General features: G+C 70.0%; 17 protein-coding genes. 4 read left to right on the top strand and 13 right to left on the bottom strand.

Features of this window, described 5'->3' with window-relative positions:
* Positions 1 to 53: 53 nt before the first annotated feature.
* From IE075_RS13595 to IE075_RS13565, 7 genes are all read right to left on the bottom strand, one after another.
* On the bottom strand, positions 54 to 1,217 hold the full coding sequence (locus tag IE075_RS13595; RefSeq protein ID WP_189457552.1) for a glutathionylspermidine synthase family protein: 1,164 nt from the start codon (positions 1,215 to 1,217) through the stop codon (positions 54 to 56).
* Positions 1,217 to 1,771 carry a DUF1190 domain-containing protein gene (locus tag IE075_RS13590; protein ID WP_189457550.1) on the bottom strand — a complete coding sequence of 185 codons (555 nt, stop codon included), beginning with the start codon at positions 1,769 to 1,771 and terminating at the stop codon, positions 1,217 to 1,219. The genes IE075_RS13595 and IE075_RS13590 overlap by 1 nt, the downstream gene beginning before the upstream one ends.
* 10 nt (positions 1,772 to 1,781) lie before the next feature.
* A complete protein-coding gene (locus IE075_RS13585; RefSeq protein WP_229792532.1) occupies positions 1,782 to 2,192 on the bottom strand; it encodes a DUF350 domain-containing protein in 411 nt (136 codons plus the stop codon).
* A 127-nt stretch (positions 2,193 to 2,319) separates the two neighbouring features.
* Positions 2,320 to 2,982, bottom strand: coding sequence for a DUF2491 family protein (locus IE075_RS13580; protein ID WP_189457549.1), 663 nt, complete (start codon positions 2,980 to 2,982; stop codon positions 2,320 to 2,322).
* The gene (locus IE075_RS13575; RefSeq protein WP_189457547.1) at positions 2,979 to 4,043 is read right to left on the bottom strand and encodes a potassium channel family protein; all 1,065 of its coding nucleotides are present in this window, start codon (positions 4,041 to 4,043) and stop codon (positions 2,979 to 2,981) included. The genes IE075_RS13580 and IE075_RS13575 overlap by 4 nt, the downstream gene beginning before the upstream one ends.
* Before the next feature lie 6 nt (positions 4,044 to 4,049).
* Positions 4,050 to 4,814 carry a PspA/IM30 family protein gene (locus IE075_RS13570; RefSeq protein ID WP_189457545.1) on the bottom strand — a complete coding sequence of 255 codons (765 nt, stop codon included), beginning with the start codon at positions 4,812 to 4,814 and terminating at the stop codon, positions 4,050 to 4,052.
* Complete coding sequence (locus tag IE075_RS13565) at positions 4,811 to 5,227, bottom strand: YjfI family protein (RefSeq protein ID WP_189457543.1); 417 nt, start codon at positions 5,225 to 5,227, stop codon at positions 4,811 to 4,813. Before IE075_RS13565 ends, IE075_RS13570 begins: the two co-directional genes overlap by 4 nt.
* Positions 5,228 to 5,442: 215 nt before the next feature.
* On the opposite strand from IE075_RS13565, the gene IE075_RS13560 reads away from it, so the two are divergent.
* The 4 genes from IE075_RS13560 (at position 5,443) to IE075_RS13545 (ending at position 9,725) form a co-directional block, all read left to right on the top strand.
* Positions 5,443 to 5,958, top strand: coding sequence for a c-type cytochrome (locus IE075_RS13560; RefSeq protein WP_189457541.1), 516 nt, complete (start codon positions 5,443 to 5,445; stop codon positions 5,956 to 5,958).
* 136 nt (positions 5,959 to 6,094) lie between these two features.
* On the top strand, positions 6,095 to 6,778 hold the full coding sequence (locus IE075_RS13555; RefSeq protein WP_189457540.1) for an alpha/beta hydrolase: 684 nt from the start codon (positions 6,095 to 6,097) through the stop codon (positions 6,776 to 6,778).
* A 23-nt stretch (positions 6,779 to 6,801) separates the two neighbouring features.
* Entirely contained in the window at positions 6,802 to 7,950 is a 1,149-nt protein-coding gene (gene zapE, locus IE075_RS13550) for a cell division protein ZapE (protein WP_189457744.1), read from the top strand.
* A 113-nt stretch (positions 7,951 to 8,063) separates the two neighbouring features.
* Entirely contained in the window at positions 8,064 to 9,725 is a 1,662-nt protein-coding gene (locus IE075_RS13545) for an alpha-amylase family protein (protein ID WP_189457538.1), read from the top strand.
* A 23-nt stretch (positions 9,726 to 9,748) separates the two neighbouring features.
* Here IE075_RS13545 and IE075_RS13540 read toward each other — a convergent pair whose 3' ends face one another.
* The 6 genes from IE075_RS13540 to IE075_RS13515 form a co-directional block, all read right to left on the bottom strand.
* On the bottom strand, positions 9,749 to 10,126 hold the full coding sequence (locus IE075_RS13540) for a sensory rhodopsin transducer (protein ID WP_189457537.1): 378 nt from the start codon (positions 10,124 to 10,126) through the stop codon (positions 9,749 to 9,751).
* A 39-nt stretch (positions 10,127 to 10,165) separates the two neighbouring features.
* Positions 10,166 to 11,545: an APC family permease gene (locus IE075_RS13535; protein ID WP_189457535.1), complete on the bottom strand. Its 1,380-nt coding sequence runs from the start codon at positions 11,543 to 11,545 to the stop codon at positions 10,166 to 10,168.
* A gap of 96 nt (positions 11,546 to 11,641) precedes the next feature.
* The gene (locus tag IE075_RS13530) at positions 11,642 to 12,892 is read right to left on the bottom strand and encodes a threonine synthase (protein ID WP_189457533.1); all 1,251 of its coding nucleotides are present in this window, start codon (positions 12,890 to 12,892) and stop codon (positions 11,642 to 11,644) included.
* Between the two features lie 119 nt (positions 12,893 to 13,011).
* Entirely contained in the window at positions 13,012 to 13,701 is a 690-nt protein-coding gene (locus IE075_RS13525; protein WP_189457532.1) for a DUF1440 domain-containing protein, read from the bottom strand.
* Between the two features lie 182 nt (positions 13,702 to 13,883).
* Positions 13,884 to 14,780: a DUF305 domain-containing protein gene (locus IE075_RS13520; protein ID WP_189457530.1), complete on the bottom strand. Its 897-nt coding sequence runs from the start codon at positions 14,778 to 14,780 to the stop codon at positions 13,884 to 13,886.
* Between the two features lie 20 nt (positions 14,781 to 14,800).
* Positions 14,801 to 15,517, bottom strand: a complete 717-nt coding sequence (locus IE075_RS13515) for a c-type cytochrome (protein WP_189457528.1) — start codon at positions 15,515 to 15,517, stop codon at positions 14,801 to 14,803.
* Positions 15,518 to 15,593 lie beyond the last annotated feature (76 nt).

Genomic DNA, 15,593 nt, shown 5'->3' with positions numbered 1-15,593 from the left:
CACTTTAACTTCACACGATGAGTGCTTGCCGTAGCAGGACCGTGACGCGCCGCTCAGCCGGTGATGACGTGCGGCACGAAGCGCGAGCCGTCCTGGGTGATCGGACCGGTGTCTTCGCGCAGGCCGATGCCGACCGCCGCGTCGGCGATCACCCAGCTGCCGACGAGCGGGTACTGGCCGTCGAAGCACGGCAGCGGGTGCAGCGCCTGACGGATGCGCGGCGCGTCGTCGTACGGGCCGTCGCTTGCGAGCCGCGCGCCGTCGGCCTGAACGAGCTCGACATTCGCGCCCTCGCGCGAGAACAGCGGCTTGCGCACCCAGCCCGGCGCAAGCGTCGCGCCGTCGTCGAAATGCGCCTCGAGCAGGTTCGGGTGGCCGCGGTGGCGCTCCCACAGCAGCGGCAGCACGCCCTTGTTGCTGAGGATCGCCTTCCACGCCGGCTCGATGAGCTGCACGCCGGACGCCTGCAGCTTCGGGCCGTATTCCTCGACGAACATCCACTCGAGCGGATAGAGCTTGAACAGCGTGCGGATCACGCGGTCGTCGAGGTCGGTGAAGTAACCGTCTGCGCTCATGCCGATCTGCTCGATCGCGAGCTCGATCGTCTCGATGCCGACCTGCTCGGCGCAGTCACGTAGGTAGCGCACGGTGCCGCGGTCCTCGGGCGAATGCTCGACCGCCGCGAAATGCACGGGCGTGCCGATGCGCTGCTCGCGCGCAAGCGTCGCAAACGCCTCGCACAGCGCGTCCTGGATGCGGTTGTACTGATCAGTGCCGGCCGGCAGCACGCCGCGCGCGATCTGCTGCTCCAGCCACAGCCACTGGAAATACGCGCTCTCGTACAGCGAGGTCGGCGTGTCGTAGTTGAACTCGTAGAGCTTGGCCGGGCCGGCGCCGTCGTAGCCGAGGTCCATGCGGCCGTACAGATGCGGCTCGCGCGATGCCCACGACGCGGCGATCCAGTCCCAGAACGGGCGCGGGATCGCGAGCCGTTCGAGCAGTTGCTCGGAGCCGACGACCTCGTCGACGAGCGCCATCGCCATGTCATGCAGCTGCTGCGTCGGGGCCTCCAGGTCGTCCTCGATCTGGCGCAGCGTGAATGCGTAATAGGCCGACTCGTCCCAGTACGGCGCGCCGTCGATCGTGTGGAACACGAAGCCGAGCGACTCGGCCTGGTCGCGCCAGTCCGGGCGCGGGTCGACCGCGATGCGCCGCATCAGCCGCCGGTCCCGCGGCTGCTGCCAAACCCGCCGCGCGCACTCGCGCTCGATCCGAAGCCCGATCGCGACACCGTGACCGCGCGCGCCGGCAATGCGACCTTGCCCTTGTTGCCGCTGACGTTGCCGATGCGGTTGCCGGCGAAATCGCCGTTCGGCTTGTAGTAACCGCCGCGGTAATCGCGGTACAGCGGCGACGCCGCGCCGACGGGGTAATAACCCCGCGGACTGAGCGCGCTGCCGATCAGGTAGCCCATCAGGAAGCCGCCCATCGGCGGGTGGTAGACGGTCTGGCCGCCCTCCTCGACTGCGACGCAGTTTTCGAACTGCTGGTCGCATTCGACCCGGCTTTCGAATCGCGGCGCGATGCGCTCGTGCTCGGCGCGCGCGGCGAGGTAAGCCTGCTCGCACTGTTCGACCGAGACCGTTTCCTGGTTCCGGCACTGCTCGACCGACGACAGCACCTGCCCGGTCGGCTCGCTTTCGCAGCCGGCCAGCACGACCGGCACGGTTGCGGCCATGAGCACCAGCCGCAGGTTGCGCGAACGCTTCATCGCAGCCTCCTTACGGCGTCATCGCCGCGGCATTGATCAGCCCGACGCTGATCGACACGCCGGCCGCGAAAATGCCGCCGGCGATGACGTTATCGGTGATCTCGTGCGAGATCCGCGGCAAGGCCGCGCGCGCGAGCAGGTAGGCGATCACCTGCACCGCGCAGGCGGCGGCGCCCCACAGCAGCGCGTCGAGCAGGTTCACCGAGTGGCTGATCGCCGCGTGCAGCGGCAGCGCGAGGCCGATCAGCGTGCCGGCGTAGGCGGTCGCGGCCGACGCATTGCCCGCGCGGATCAGCGCGAACTCCTTGTGCGGCGTGATCAGCGACACGAGCATGGCCGCGACGACGAGCACGCCGACACCGGTGCCGAGGTAGGCGAGGAAGCTCAGAAAGCTCGTGGCGGTCATTGGGGCGGCGTCCATCGAAGGTCCTTGTGCGAGGGCGGAGCGGGTCAGGTGATGTCGCGGTCGATCGATATCCATCAGGCGTTGAAACGGTATCGGTCGGCTGATGTCGAGTAGGGGTGATGTCGAGCAGGGGTGATGTCGACTAGGTGATGTCTAAGTCGGCGGTGTTGATGTCCAGGCCGATTGCATAGGTCACGAGGAACTCGGCCGGGCCGTAATCCTCGGCGGTCACGAGCAGGAACTCATCGCGCGCGAGCTCGGGCACCTCACGACGGTAGAGCATCGCGTAGTGGGTGAGGTCGTCGTCGCGACGCGGCGGATCATGGCGGTACAGCACCTCGTCGTAGATCACCGGCGGAATGCGCCCGCTGGCCTCGCCGCTGAAATCACGCTGCCACTGACGGCCCATGTACTCGATTGAGGGCGCGCCCAGATGCTCATGGCCGTGGATGAAGCGCTGGAACTCGGCCTGGGTCGGCGGGTTGACGGTCTCGACGAATACGAACGCCTTGATGCCTTCGATAAGCTCGCCGGCCGTGCTCACCTGCACGTACGCGTCGTCGTCGAGGTAGAAGCGGTGCAGCGCATGACCGGCGCCCAGATCGATGTGCCCGTACGCGGGGATGCCCTGGTGGCCTTCGGGCAACTGTACGGTCAGCGCATCGGGGTGCGCGCGGAACACCAGCGTGTCGAACGCGACGCGTCCGTTGACGCGGAAGCCCAGCGGCAACGGATGGCCAAGCGCGGACGGGTCCGGCAACGCGGGCGGCGTGGACTTGCCGCGCAGGCGGTCGAGCCAGCTCATGCGGCCTCCGTCGCAGCGGCGGGCCAACGCAGCCGTGCGGAATCGATGCGCGCATCAGCGAGGTAATAGAGCATTGAACCGGCGGGCACGCGGTCGTGCTCGCGCGGATTGAGCACGGGCTCGTCCGCGCCGGGCGCGCGGTAGCCGATCCACAGCGCGGACTGTGCGCGGAACGCCTCGGCGATGCGGTGGGCCTCGGGGGCACCGACGTCGTCAGGCACCGGCAGGCTGAACTGCGTGGCGCCGCCCGCGCTGAGCCATTGAGTTGCCACGAGCGAGCTGCCTGCGTCCTGCGCGGCGCGGGCGATCACGTCCACATGCAGCGGCCGCGTGCATTCCACGCAGGGGTAGTGGCTGCGCACGAGGCGCGCCGCGGTGTCGCCGTCGAAATGCGCGACCACGTGCGGACGCGGCTCGGCCGGCAGCTGCGCCATCACCGCGAACACGGCCGCGAGCGTCTGGTCGTCGCTGCCGCAGTGCACGATCGCGCGCGCAGCCCGTGCGAGCGCGGCGCGCTCATAGCCGTCGAAATCCGCATACGACTCGACTGCGACAAAGCGCATGCGGTCCGGCAGCGGGTTTTCCGCGATGCCTTCGGCCACGAGCACGATGCCTTCGTCGTCGGTGCTGCAGTCGCTGAGCAGCAGTTGCACGAGCCGGGCCGATTCACGCCCCCGCCAGCCCACGAGCACGGTGTGCCCGCGCATGTCCGCGTATCCCATCCGTCCCATCTGGTGTCGCCTCCAGAAGTTCAGCAGCGTCGCACTGGCCTTGCCGAGCGCAGACGCAAACAGCGCCACCGCGCCGGGCATCACGAAGAACGCAACGATGTAGCGCCCGGCGGTCGTCGACGGCGACAGGTCGCCATACCCAATCGTCGTCGCCGTGGTCATGTACCAGTACGGGTACGCGTCGATGCCGAGCAGCTTCGCCTCGCCCGCGAACGCAAGCAGCGCCCACGCGCTGAGCATGTGCAGCGCAAGCGCGGCGAGCAGCATCGCCCAGCTGAGCCGGCGCACGTGCGCACGCAGTGCGCGCACGAGGCGGCCGAGCACGAACATCAGCGCTTACTCGCGCGGCACGCGGTCGGCGTCGGTCGGCGTGAGCGTCGCGGTCAGCACCTTCTGGTCGTGGCCGAGCTGCTCGGCCGGCTTGTCGCGGAAACGATCGAGGATGTTGTCGACGCTGTGCGACTGGCCGAGCAGGCCGGCGCTCTTGAGCTTGGAGTTGAGGTCGTTGTCGCCGGTCTCGGCCTCGAGCTGCTGCGCGGCGATGAGGCGCGCGCCCTTCTCGGCCTGCTTGGCCTGGATGCGCTCGAGCGAATCCAGCGCCGTGCCGACCTTGCCGTTCGCGCCGGAATACCGCGCCGCCACCGCGCCCTGCGCGCGCTGCACGGCTTCGGTCGCCTTGACCGTGTCGACCTGCTGCTTGACGCGCGCGAGCTTGCGCTCGGTCTCGCCGATCGCGCTCTTGAGCGCGCGGATGCTCGCGTCGTACTGCGCGAGCGTCTGCACGTCCTGCTCAAGGTCGGTTTCCACGGCCGAGAGGCGCTCGGCCACTTCACGCGCGAGCGTCTCGTTGCCCTGGCGCAGCGCGCCGGCGATGTAGTTCTCGTACTCGGCCTTTTTGGCCTGGCGGTCGGCGCTGCGCGTGGCGAGCAGCTGGCGCTGCGCCATCACTTTCGTGAGCTCCTCCTTGGAGCGCACGAGGTCGTTGCCGGCGTCGCGGATTTCCTGGTCGAGAATCTTCAGCGCGTTCTTGTCGACCACGGCCTGGCCCGCCTCGTGGGCGCTGCCGCGGAACAGGGTGAGGATCTTCTGCAACAGGCTCATGCGTGCACCAAATAGGTCTGGAGGGCTTCGATCGCGTCGATCGCGTTCTCGGCGAGCGTGCGGACCTCGAGTTCGATCTGCTCGGCGCTCGAGTCGGGCGCGAGTTCGCCAAACACAATGTACGTGTCACGGCCGTTGATTTCGGTGAGTCCGAGGTTCGACAGCGGGTTCAGCGGGTTCAGGCGCAGGCAGGCCTCGTTGAAACCTGCGCGGTCTGCAACGCGCTCGGCCTCGACGAGCGGCGTGGAAACGAACACCTGCCGGTCGGTCAGCGCGATCGTGATGCCGAGGTCGCCGCAATCGGGCAGCGTCACCTGCAGCGCGCCGTCGACGGTCGGCACCTCCTCGACGCGATCGGCGCCGAACGCCGCCTCCAACCGCGTGCACAGCTCCTGCGTGGTCCAGCGCGACATGCCGTTCTCCGTAAAGTCCGCCCCCGGTTATAGAACAAGCGGACCGGGGCGGAAAGTGCGATGCGGCGCACGATGCACGGCGCGGCGCTCACGTCGGGCGGGGAATGGTAGACTGCCGCGCTCGGTCGCGCCTGCCCGCAGGCCCGCCCGGCGCCGCACCCGCGGCTTCCGACGACGGCTCTGCGCGCCAAGCGGCGCGTGCAACAGGTGGATTCGTGCGCAACTACGACCTCGAGTTCCTCAAGAAATTCTCGATGGTGATCGGCTTTCTCGTGCTGGTCACCCTTGGCCTGATCCTCGGATCGATCTACCTGCACGGCACGCTGCCGCGCGACGCGGACACGTCGTTCGCGCGCCGCACGTACCAGCGCATCGCGCCGGTGGGTTCGGTGTACGCGGGCGCGACCGGCGCCGCGGCGCAGGCTGCCGCCGCGCAGGCCGCTGCAGCCGCGGCCGCGTCGCAGGTCGCCTACGGCGGCACGCTCGACGGCTCGGTGATCTTCGGCAACCTCTGCGCGGGCTGCCACAAGTCCGGCGCCGGCGGCGCACCGACGCTCGCGCGCGGCGACTGGACCGCGCGCCTCGCGCAGGGCAACGAGGTGCTGTACCGCCACGCCATCGAGGGCTACACCGGCTCGGCCGGCGTCATGCCGCCGAAGGGCGGCAACCCGGCGCTCACCGACGAGCAGGTCAACGCGACCGTGGACTGGATGCTCGCGAACCTGCAGTAACGCGCCCCCGCGCTCGCGAATGCTCTTCGACGCCGCCTCCGGGCGGCGTCGTCGTTTCCGCGACCGCGCGCTCGCGCTCGCCCTCTTGGCACTGCGCCGCTGACGGTGCATTCACTGCGCTCCGTATCATGACGCCATGAACTCCCCCGCCTTTCCCACCGCCGACCTGGCGGCGCTCGCGCTCGACGGCCCGGCCGGCGCACTCGAAGTCACGGTCGAGCGACCGGACGCCGACGTGCCCGCGCGCCCGGTGGTCGCGGTCGTGTGCCACCCGCTGTCGACCGAGGGCGGGACGATGCACAACAAGGTCGTCACGATGACCGCGCGCGCCCTGCGCGAATGCGGCGCGACGACGGTGCGCTTCAACTTCCGCGGCGTCGGCCAGTCCGGCGGCACGTTCGACGACGGCCGCGGCGAAGCCGACGACCTGCGCGCGGTCGTCGCCTGGGTGCGCGCGCAGCGGCCCGACGCGGCCTTGTGGCTCGCCGGCTTCAGTTTCGGGGCGTACGTGTCGTTGTCGGTCGCAGCCGAACTCGCGCCGTCGCTGCTGTTTTCGATCGCACCGCCGGCCGGGCGCAGCTGGGACTTCGAGTCGATCACGCTGCCGACGTGCCCGTGGGTGATCATCCAGGGCGAGGCTGACGAGATCGTCGACCCGCAGGCAGTGTACGACTGGATCGATTCGATCGACGGCCTCGTGCCGGGACCGACGCTCGTGAAGATTCCCGAGACCACGCACTTCTTCCACCGCAAGCTCATGGACCTGCGCGGCGCGGTCAAGCACGCCGCGCGCGCGCACCTGCCGGAGCCGGCGCCGTGAGCGAGCAACGCCACCGCCCGCGCATGCCCGATTCCTCGCCCCGCCCGCCCGTGTCCTCGGCGGTGGAGACGCGTGCGGCCGGGCGGCCGTCGAGCGCGTACGCGGCCGGCGTTGCGCGCGGCGACTGGTCATTCGACGCGGCGCAGCAGTCCGCGCTCGACGAGCTAGACCGCCTGTACGACGCGCTCGTGACGCCGCCGCGGCGCGGCCTGTTCGACCGCCTCGGCGACCGCCTGTTCGGCCGCACCCCACCGCCGCCGACCGGGCTGTACCTGTGGGGCGGCGTCGGCCGCGGCAAGACCTTCCTGATCGACCTGTTCTTCGACGCGCTGCCGATCGAGCACAAGCGCCGCACGCATTTCCACCGCTTCATGCGCGAGGTGCATGCGCAGCTGCGCGCGCACGCCGGCGCGAGCGACCCGCTCGCGCTGATCGCGCGGCAGTGGCGCGACTCGCTGCGCGTGCTCGTGCTCGACGAGTTCTTCGTCAACGACATCGGCGACGCGATGCTGCTCGGCCGGCTGCTCGAGCGCCTGTTCGCCGAGGGCGTCGCGCTGGTGACGAGTTCGAACACCGCGCCCGAGAACCTCTACCTGCATGGCCTGCAGCGCGAGCGGTTCCTGCCGGCGATCGAACAGATCCAGGCGCACTGCGCCACCGTGCACCTCGACAGCCCGAACGATTACCGCCTGCGTGCGCTCACGCGCTCGCCGGTGTACCGCACGCCGCTCGACGAGCAGGCCGAGGCGTGGCTTACGACGCGGTGGATCGAACTCACCGCGGGCGCACCGCGCATCGACGGGCCGCTCGTGATCGACGAGCGCACGATCCCGGTGCGTGCGCTCGCCGAAGGGCATGCCTGGTTCGACTTCGGCGCGCTGTGCGACGGCCCGCGTGCGGCAAGCGATTACATTGAGATCGCGACCGAGTACCACACGGTGCTCGTCGGCGGCGTGCCGCGCTTCGACGGCCGCAACGACGATCCGGCGCGCCGTTTCGTGCATCTGGTCGACGAGTTCTACGACCGCCACGTCAACCTCGTGTGCACCGCGGCCGACACGCCGGAGCGGTTGTACGCAGGCGGCAAGCTGGACGGCGCGTTCGAACGCACGGCCTCGCGTCTGGTTGAAATGCAGTCGTCGGATTACCTCGCGCTCGAGCACCGCGGCTAGGCACCGATCGCCGGCAACGCCTCGCACCGACCTGCCCCGCTGCCGGTCGCGCCATCACTTTCCGCTCGCTCCGCGTCGGCTACAACGGCGCGGTCGCACGGCACCGGTGATCGATGGAAGCGCTCTGGCATCGCAACGCCACGGTCTATCAAGTGGACCCGTCCCTGTTCAAGGACGGCGACGGCGACGGCTGCGGCGATTTCGCCGGGCTGCGCTCGCGCCTGGATCACCTGCGCCTGCTCGGCGCGGACTGCCTGTGGCTGATGCCGTTCTACCGCTCGCCGTTCCGCGACGGCGGCTACGACATCGTCGACCACCTCGACGTCGACCCGCGCTTTGGCGACATCACCGATTTCATCGCGATGATGGAGCGCGCCGAAGAACTCGGCATCCGCGTGCTCATCGAGCTCGTCGCGCATCACACCTCCGACCAGCACCCGTGGTTCCAGGAGGCGCGATCGAGCCGCGACTCGCGCTTTCGCGATTACTACGTGTGGTCCGACGAGCCGGTCGAGACGGAGGTCGAGTCCGCGTTTCCGGGCGTCGAGGACGGCGTGTGGACGTGGGACGAGCAGGCGCAGCAGTACTACCGCCACGTGTTCTATTCGCACCAGCCCGATCTCAACATCGCAAACCCGCGTGTGCGCGAGGAGATCCTGCGCATCATGGGCTTCTGGCTGCGCCTCGGCGTGTGCGGATTCCGCATCGATGCGGCGTCGCACATGATGCGTTCGGCGAGCACCGCGGACCCGCGCGATGGCGGGCTGTGGTGGCTCGAGGAAATGCACGATTACGTGCGCCAGCGCAGCCCGACGGCGATCCTCATGGGCGAAGCCGACGTGGCCGTGCACGAGTATTCCGAGTACTTCGAAGGCGGGCACCGGCTCACCTGGATGCTCGATTTCTGGCTCAACAACCACACCTTCCTCGCGCTGGCGCGTGAGCAGGCGCAGCCGCTCATCGACGCGATCGACAAGCGCTCGTCGGCGCCGGGCTACTGCAGCCATCTGCAGTGGCTGCGCAACCACGACCAGCTCGACCTCGACCAGCTCAAGCCCGACGAGCGCGAGGACGTATTTGCGGCGTTCGCGCCGGACCCGGGCATGCGCGCCTACAAGACCGGCATCCGGCGCCGGCTCGCGCCGATGCTCGGCGGTGACGCGCGGCGCATCGCGATGGCGCATTCGCTGCTGTTCTCGCTGCCCGGCGTGCCGGTCGTGCGCTACGGCGAGGAAATCGGCATGGGCGAGGACCTCTCGCGCCCCGAGCGGCTCGCGGTGCGCACGCCGATGCAATGGAGCCGGCGCTGCAACGGCGGGTTTTCAGGCGCTGCGCCCGACGCGCTCGTCGTCGCGCCCGTCGACGATCCGCAGTACGCGTATCCGCGCGTGAACGTGGAGGCGCAGCAGGGCGTGCCCGGCTCGGTGCTCACCGACACGCAGCAGTTCGTGCGCACGCGCCAGGGCATGCGCGAGTTGATCGGCGAAGCGCGCGTGGTGGGCGTCGATGCGCCATCGGTGTTCGGCGTGCGCTACGACGAAGGCGAAACGGGCTCGGTCGCGGTGCTGTTCACGAACCTCTCGGACCGGCCGGTGTCGTTCGAACTCGACGCGCCCGATCTTGATCCGCTCGTGGACGTGCTCAGCGACCGGCCGTACCCGGAGGTGGCGGGCACGCCGCTTCGGATCGAACTTGACGGCTACGGCTACCGATGGCTGCGGCACGAGGAACTCACGCTGCCGCCCGGCCACCACGGGCGCGCGCCGCAACGCTGAGCGGCCGGGTCGACGCGGCCGGCTCAGTCCGCTGCGTACGCGATCGTCGTGATCAGGGCGTTTTCCGCCTGGCGCGAGTCGAGCCGCGTGTGCTGCACGACGATCGGCACGTCGGACTCGATCACGCTCGCGTAGGACGTCTCTTTCGGGATCGGCGCCGGCTCACTGAGCTCGTTGAAGCGCAGGTGGTGCGTGCGCTTGGCCGGCACGGTCAGGCGGTACGGGCCGACCGGGTCGCGGTCTTCGAAATACACGGTGATCTCGATGCGCGCCTCGCGCTCGCCCGCGTTGAGGATGCAACAGGTCTCGTGGCTCTCCATCGCCGGCGTCGGGCCGTGGCTGTGGCCCGGGATGTAGCCTTCGGCGATTGCCCAGCGTCGGCGTCCGATCGGGGTGTCCATGGCGTCTGTATGCCTCGCGTTGCGTGGGACGCGCCGAGGCTAGCCGCGTGCGTGCGACTCCGCCGTGAGCGTTGCGTCCGGGCCCGGCGGGCGGCGGCGCAGCCGCACGAGCAGCGCGTAGACGGCCACGAGCACCGCGAGCGCGCCGCCGATGGCCAGCCACTCGCGTGCGCTCAGCGTCGCGCAGATCGCGGCCATCGTGACCAGCGCGAGCAACGGGATCGCACCGCCGCCGGGCAGTACGAACGGCGTGCCTGCGCTGCGCAGCCCGAGCGCCTGCGCGCGCCATGCGGCAAGCGAGACCGCCGCAAACAGCAGGCAGATCGCGCCGCCCGAAATCAGCGCGAGCACCTCGAAATTCCCTGCGAGCGCGAGCCCCAGCGCCACGGTGGCATGCGCGGCCAGCGCGACGCGCGGCACGCGCCAGCGCGCATCGACGCGGTCGAACGCGCGCGGCAGATAGCCGTCGCGGCCGAGTGCGAACAGCAGCCGCGACGACGCGAACAGGTTGCCCATCAGAAAGCCCGTCATCGACACCGCGGCGGTCGCGAGCAGCAGACCGCGCCCCGGCGCCCACAGCGCGCCGGCGGTCTGCGCGATCGGCGCATTGCTGCCATCAAGTGCGGGGCCGAGCACGCCCTGGCAGACGACCTGGATGCCGACGTACAGCGCGACGACGAGCACGATTGCACCGAGCGTTGCGCGCGGCACGTGGCGGGATGGATCGCGCACCTCGCCACCGGGAATCAGCGCGGTTTCCATGCCCGAGTACGCGAACACAACGAACACCATCGACGCGCCGAGCGCGCCCCATGACAACGCATCGGACGTGAGCGGCGTGGACCATTCGATGCGGCCCCAATCGACGAACGCGAGCCCGATGAGCACGAGCGCGAACAGCGGCAGCAGCTTGAGTGTGGCAAGCACGTTGATCGTGCGCGAGCCGAGTTTCACGCCGTAGGCGTTGAATCCGAACAGCACGACGTACACGGACGCGAGCAGCGCCGCGCGCGCGACGCCGTCGCCGAACACCGGCCAGGCGTTGCCGGCCTGGTCGGCGAGCGCGGCGGCAACGCCGGCGCTCGAGGTGACGTTCGCGATCCACATCAGCGCGCCGGCCAGAAAGCCCGCGAACGGCCCGAACGCGGCGGATGCGTACATGTACGGCCCGCCCGTCGCATCGACGCGGCTGCCGACGGCCGCGAAACACAGCGCGACCGGAATGATCGCGAGTGCGCCGGCGAGGAACGCGACCGGCGCGGCCTCGCCCATGCGCGCCAGCAGCAGCGCCGGCAGCATGAAGATGCCCGCGCCGACGATGATGTTGACGATCGATGCGCCGAGCGCGAACGGGCCGAGCACGCGCACGAGCGCGGCTTCGCCGTGCAGCGGCGGACGGTCGGAAGCGGTCGCGGTCATCGGCACGGTCCGGCAGCGGTGTGGTGGCGCGAGCGTCGCACGGGCGGCGTGGCGTGTCGAAACGCCGCGCCGCGCGATCGCGTGGAGCAGGTGGCTTTAAAGCAGGTGGCGCAGCGCCGGCAGGTACTTCTCCGACGAGCCGGTGTTGACCGCGACGACGCGCTCGCCGGCGCGCAGCAGGCCGCGATCGAGCAGCTGCGGAATCGCGGCGATACATGCCGCGCCTTCCGGGCTGATCCACGCCCGTTGCTCGCGCCACGTGCGCGACAGCTCGGCGGCCATGTCCGCCTCGTCGACCGCGACCGCCGCCCCGCCGCTCGCGCGGATGATCTGCAGCACGCGGAAGTGGCCGACACCGCCCGGCACATTGAGGCCGAACGCGAGCGTCTGGCCCGCATCCACCGCCGTCGTGTCCTCGGCGCCGCTGTCGAACGCACGCACCAGCGGTGCGGTCTGCGTGCTCTGCACGCACAGCATGCGCGGCCGGCGCGAGTCGATGAGGCCGAGCGCTTCGAGCTCGTCCCATGCCTTCCACATGCCGAGCACGCCGGTGCCACCGCCAGTCGGGTAGATGATCGCGTCCGGCAGCGACCAGCGCGTCTCTCCGGGCGCGGGCTCCGCGAGTTCGAGGCCCAGGGATTTTTTGCCGTCGATGCGCCAGCCCGGCTCCTGGAATGTTGCGACCGAGAACCAGCCCTCGGGCACGTAGTGCTGCTTGAGGTACGCGCCGGCCTCGCGGATCGTCGGGCCGACGAGTTCGAGCTTCACGCGGTCCGGGTGCCGGTGCGCGGCCGCCGCGACGCCGCCGAGGATCGGCAGCGGCGTGTCGTCGGGCATCGCGACGACGACGGAAAGATCGCCCGCGAGCGCATAGCGCACGAGCGAATCGCCGGCGTTGCCCTGCGTGGGCACGCACAGCCGTGTGAGCCCGAGCCGGCGCGCCTGCGCGGCGACCATCGCCATGCCGCGGTCCTTGAAGCTCTGCGTCGGGTTTGCGCCGAAGCCCGCGTGCGGCTGGCCTTCGTCTTTCAGCTGTAGTGCGAGTTGACCCGCCTGCGCATGCGGATGAGTGCGCCAGTCGAGCAGCGGCGTGCCGCCACCGCCGATCGGCACGATATGCGCGGCGTCGCGCGTGTCGTTGACGTCGAGCGCCATGAGCCCACCAAAGCGCCACATGTCGCGGCGCGTCGGGTCATACCAGCGTGCATCAGGCTGCTCGGCGGCGAGGCGCTCGAGGTCGATCACCATCTCGACCGGGCGGCCGTCGACGGGATCGAGGTTCATCGGCACGTCGGCGTCGTATTCGACGCCGGACGCGAGGCCACGCAGGCAGCGGACGTAGGACATGGCACGGGCTCGGCAGGGCGGGCCTGCGAGTCTCGACGATCGGCCGCCGCGGCGCTTTGCCCGCTGCCGCGGCCGGCCTGTCTAACGCTGCCCGCGCTGCGGTCAGACCGCCTGGATCCTCAGCCCGCCTGCATCCCGATCGAGCTGCCGGCGCCAGTGGAGGACTGCGGCGGCGCCGCGTGCAGCGGCGCGACGACCGCGTCGTTGCCCGAGCGCACGATCGAGGCGTCATTGTCCGCGTACGTCGTGGTCGGCATGCGCGTGCTGTCGGCGTCGCCACGCTGCATGCGCTTTTGCAGCGTGCGCACCACCGCATCGGCGGTCATGCCGTAGACGAGATGGCCGACGAGGCCGCGCGCGTGCGCTTGCCATGGGTAGGCCCCGGGCTTTGCGGACCAGCCCATGAGCGGATTCATGAGCTCGTCCTGCAGCAGGAACATGCCCAGGCCGAATGCGGCGCCGCGGCCGCGGGTGATCGCCGGAAACTTCGAGCCGAGTGCGGCGTAGAGCATCGCCGGCCCAACGCCGATCATGTAGTGCGCGCCCTGCCCGATGCGGTTGATGCGCTCGCGCGACAGCGAGTGGCCGGTAAGTTCGGCGACCTGCTTGACCATCACCTGCGCGGGCGGCTGCCCGTCCGGGCGCACGGCTTGCGTGCGAAGACGCGCGGCGGCGTCCTCATGGCGGAAGTTGAAGTTGTCGACGCGGTCCATGACCCAGACCGCGGCCGCGCCCGCCAGGGCGCCGATTGCGAGGTTGGCCAGCGTGTGGCCGGACGAGGAGGACGTATCGGTGTCGGTGTGGTGCATCGTGGGCTCCGGAGGTTCGCAGGCCGCGCGCGCTGCCGGTGGCGTCGCGCCGACGGCCTTGCCTGGGGTGGGACACCCAACGTAGGCGGCTCACGCGAAACGCTCGATGATCCACGCGTGATCGCAACGCTAACCGAGCGCGAGCACGGGCGCACTGATTGGACAAGGGATGGGCGTTCGGCTCAGCGGCCCACGCGTCCCCGTGCGCCTGCCGGCACGCAGCGATAGAAGCCGCGGTAACCGACGTCGAGCCCGGCTGCCAGATGCAGGCGCGCGACCGCCTCCTGCCACGCGCCGTCGCTGGCTTCGGCGTCCGGTTTGACCGCCACCGTGATGCCGCCACCGCGCAGCGCGACGCCGCGCGCGGACTGCGACGTCGCGTCGAGCTGCACGAGTCGACCGTGGATCTTGACCACGCCCGCATCGGCGGTGGCCGCCAGAACCGGCCCGGCCGCCTGCGAGTAATGGAACATGCAGCGCCGTCCGGGGCCGAGCACGCGCTCGACCTCGGCGTTGTCGAACTCGCCCAGGTCGACTTTCGCGATCTCGGCGCTCGTGATCGCCTCGCGCGGCGACACGAGTTCGGGCGGTGCGGCGGGCTCGTTGAGCGCTGCGACCTTGCCCGCGCCGTCGTCGTCGAGCCGGGCGATGAGGTACTTCATCTCGGCGATCTCGCGGCGCTGCGCGGCGATGATCTCGTCGGCGAGCTTGCGCACGCGCGGGTCGGTGATCTGCGCGCGCTCGCTGGTCATCACCGCGATCGAATGGTGCGGAATCATCGCGCGCATGTAATCGACGCCGTCGACCGTCGACTGGCTGCGCACGATCCACAACGTCACCGCGAACACTGCGGCCGCGCCGGCGAAGATCGCGATGTTGAGCGCGCGCTTTTTGTACATGCCGAGCATGAAGCCCAGCATGATGATCGCCATCGTCGCGCCCATCAGCAGCGCCATCCACGCCCGCGTCTCGCTCCAGAACACGTGGTCGAGCGCGTAGGTCGTGAGGTACATGAGGCCGAACATCACGACCGTCGAGGTCGCGATCATCGCGGCGAAGCGCCAGTAGGACGATTGCATGCGGTGGCTCCTGTTATCGATCAGTGCGACGGGCCGTGGCCGCCGTCAGGATGCGGGTGACCCGCCTCGCCGTGCGGCTCCGCGCCATCGGCCGTCTTATGGCTCGGCTCAGAGGTCTCGGCGGCGCTGCCGTGCGCCGACGCCGCGTCGTGCGAATGCGCCTTTTCAGAGGCCTCGCCGGTGTCACCGTGCGTCGACGCCGCGCCGTGCGAGTGCGCCTCTGGATACGCGCGGTACTGCGCGGGCGTCATCTCGGGCAGCTGCTTCACGAACGCGGCGATGTTCCACAGCGTCGCCTCGTCGTGGTCCGCGCCGAATGCGGGCATGCCGGTGTACTTCAGGCCGTGCTGGACGATCCACTTCACCTCGCCGACCGACCACTCGCGCGCGGCGTCGGCCATGTTGGGCGGCAGCGGCGTCATGCCGTCCGCCCATGCAGCCCGGTCCACGCCCGGACCGGCATGGCACTGCTGACACATCGACTTGTACTCGCCGGCGCCCGCCGTGATGTCGACCGCCGCAAGCGCCTCACGTGTCGGCGCCTGCGCATGCTCTTGCACCGACGAGTGCATGGTGCGCTCGAGGAACCAGCGCACGCCTGCAATGTGGTCGCGGTTGGCCGCGATGTCGTAGACGCCCGAATACGCAACGGCGAGCGCGCCGGCGCACAGCGCGAGCACCGTGCCAATGACGCCAAGCGTCGCGCCGGCCAGCAGACCGCGGGACCGTTTCTGCATGTGCATCGCTCCGTGGCGCCCGCGCCGCCGTGCCGCAGCGCTGCGTGGGCCATGCCGCGCACCGTAGCGCGCGCGC

Source organism: Cognatilysobacter bugurensis, assembly GCF_014652095.1.
GTDB lineage: Bacteria > Pseudomonadota > Gammaproteobacteria > Xanthomonadales > Xanthomonadaceae > Cognatilysobacter > Cognatilysobacter bugurensis.
This window is presented reverse-complemented; position numbering and strand designations above follow the sequence as displayed.

Bases quoted from the DNA above. Each gene is read 5' to 3' on its own strand.
- IE075_RS13585 (WP_229792532.1), bottom strand. From the start codon at position 2,192: ATGGACGCCGCCCCAATGACCGCCACGAGCTTTCTGAGCTTCCTCGCC.
- IE075_RS13595 (WP_189457552.1), bottom strand. From the start codon at position 1,217: ATGCGGCGCATCGCGGTCGACCCGCGCCCGGACTGGCGCGACCAGGCC.
- IE075_RS13575 (WP_189457547.1), bottom strand. From the start codon at position 4,043: ATGTTCGTGCTCGGCCGCCTCGTGCGCGCACTGCGTGCGCACGTGCGC.
- IE075_RS13515 (WP_189457528.1), bottom strand. From the start codon at position 15,517: ATGCAGAAACGGTCCCGCGGTCTGCTGGCCGGCGCGACGCTTGGCGTC.
- IE075_RS13535 (WP_189457535.1), bottom strand. From the start codon at position 11,545: ATGACCGCGACCGCTTCCGACCGTCCGCCGCTGCACGGCGAAGCCGCG.
- IE075_RS13580 (WP_189457549.1), bottom strand. From the start codon at position 2,982: ATGAGCTGGCTCGACCGCCTGCGCGGCAAGTCCACGCCGCCCGCGTTG.
- IE075_RS13555 (WP_189457540.1), top strand. From the start codon at position 6,095: ATGAACTCCCCCGCCTTTCCCACCGCCGACCTGGCGGCGCTCGCGCTC.
- IE075_RS13565 (WP_189457543.1), bottom strand. From the start codon at position 5,227: ATGTCGCGCTGGACCACGCAGGAGCTGTGCACGCGGTTGGAGGCGGCG.
- IE075_RS13530 (WP_189457533.1), bottom strand. From the start codon at position 12,892: ATGTCCTACGTCCGCTGCCTGCGTGGCCTCGCGTCCGGCGTCGAATAC.
- IE075_RS13590 (WP_189457550.1), bottom strand. From the start codon at position 1,771: ATGAAGCGTTCGCGCAACCTGCGGCTGGTGCTCATGGCCGCAACCGTG.
- IE075_RS13520 (WP_189457530.1), bottom strand. From the start codon at position 14,780: ATGCAATCGTCCTACTGGCGCTTCGCCGCGATGATCGCGACCTCGACG.
- IE075_RS13540 (WP_189457537.1), bottom strand. From the start codon at position 10,126: ATGGACACCCCGATCGGACGCCGACGCTGGGCAATCGCCGAAGGCTAC.
- zapE (WP_189457744.1), top strand. From the start codon at position 6,802: ATGCCCGATTCCTCGCCCCGCCCGCCCGTGTCCTCGGCGGTGGAGACG.
- IE075_RS13570 (WP_189457545.1), bottom strand. From the start codon at position 4,814: ATGAGCCTGTTGCAGAAGATCCTCACCCTGTTCCGCGGCAGCGCCCAC.
- IE075_RS13545 (WP_189457538.1), top strand. From the start codon at position 8,064: ATGGAAGCGCTCTGGCATCGCAACGCCACGGTCTATCAAGTGGACCCG.
- IE075_RS13525 (WP_189457532.1), bottom strand. From the start codon at position 13,701: ATGCACCACACCGACACCGATACGTCCTCCTCGTCCGGCCACACGCTG.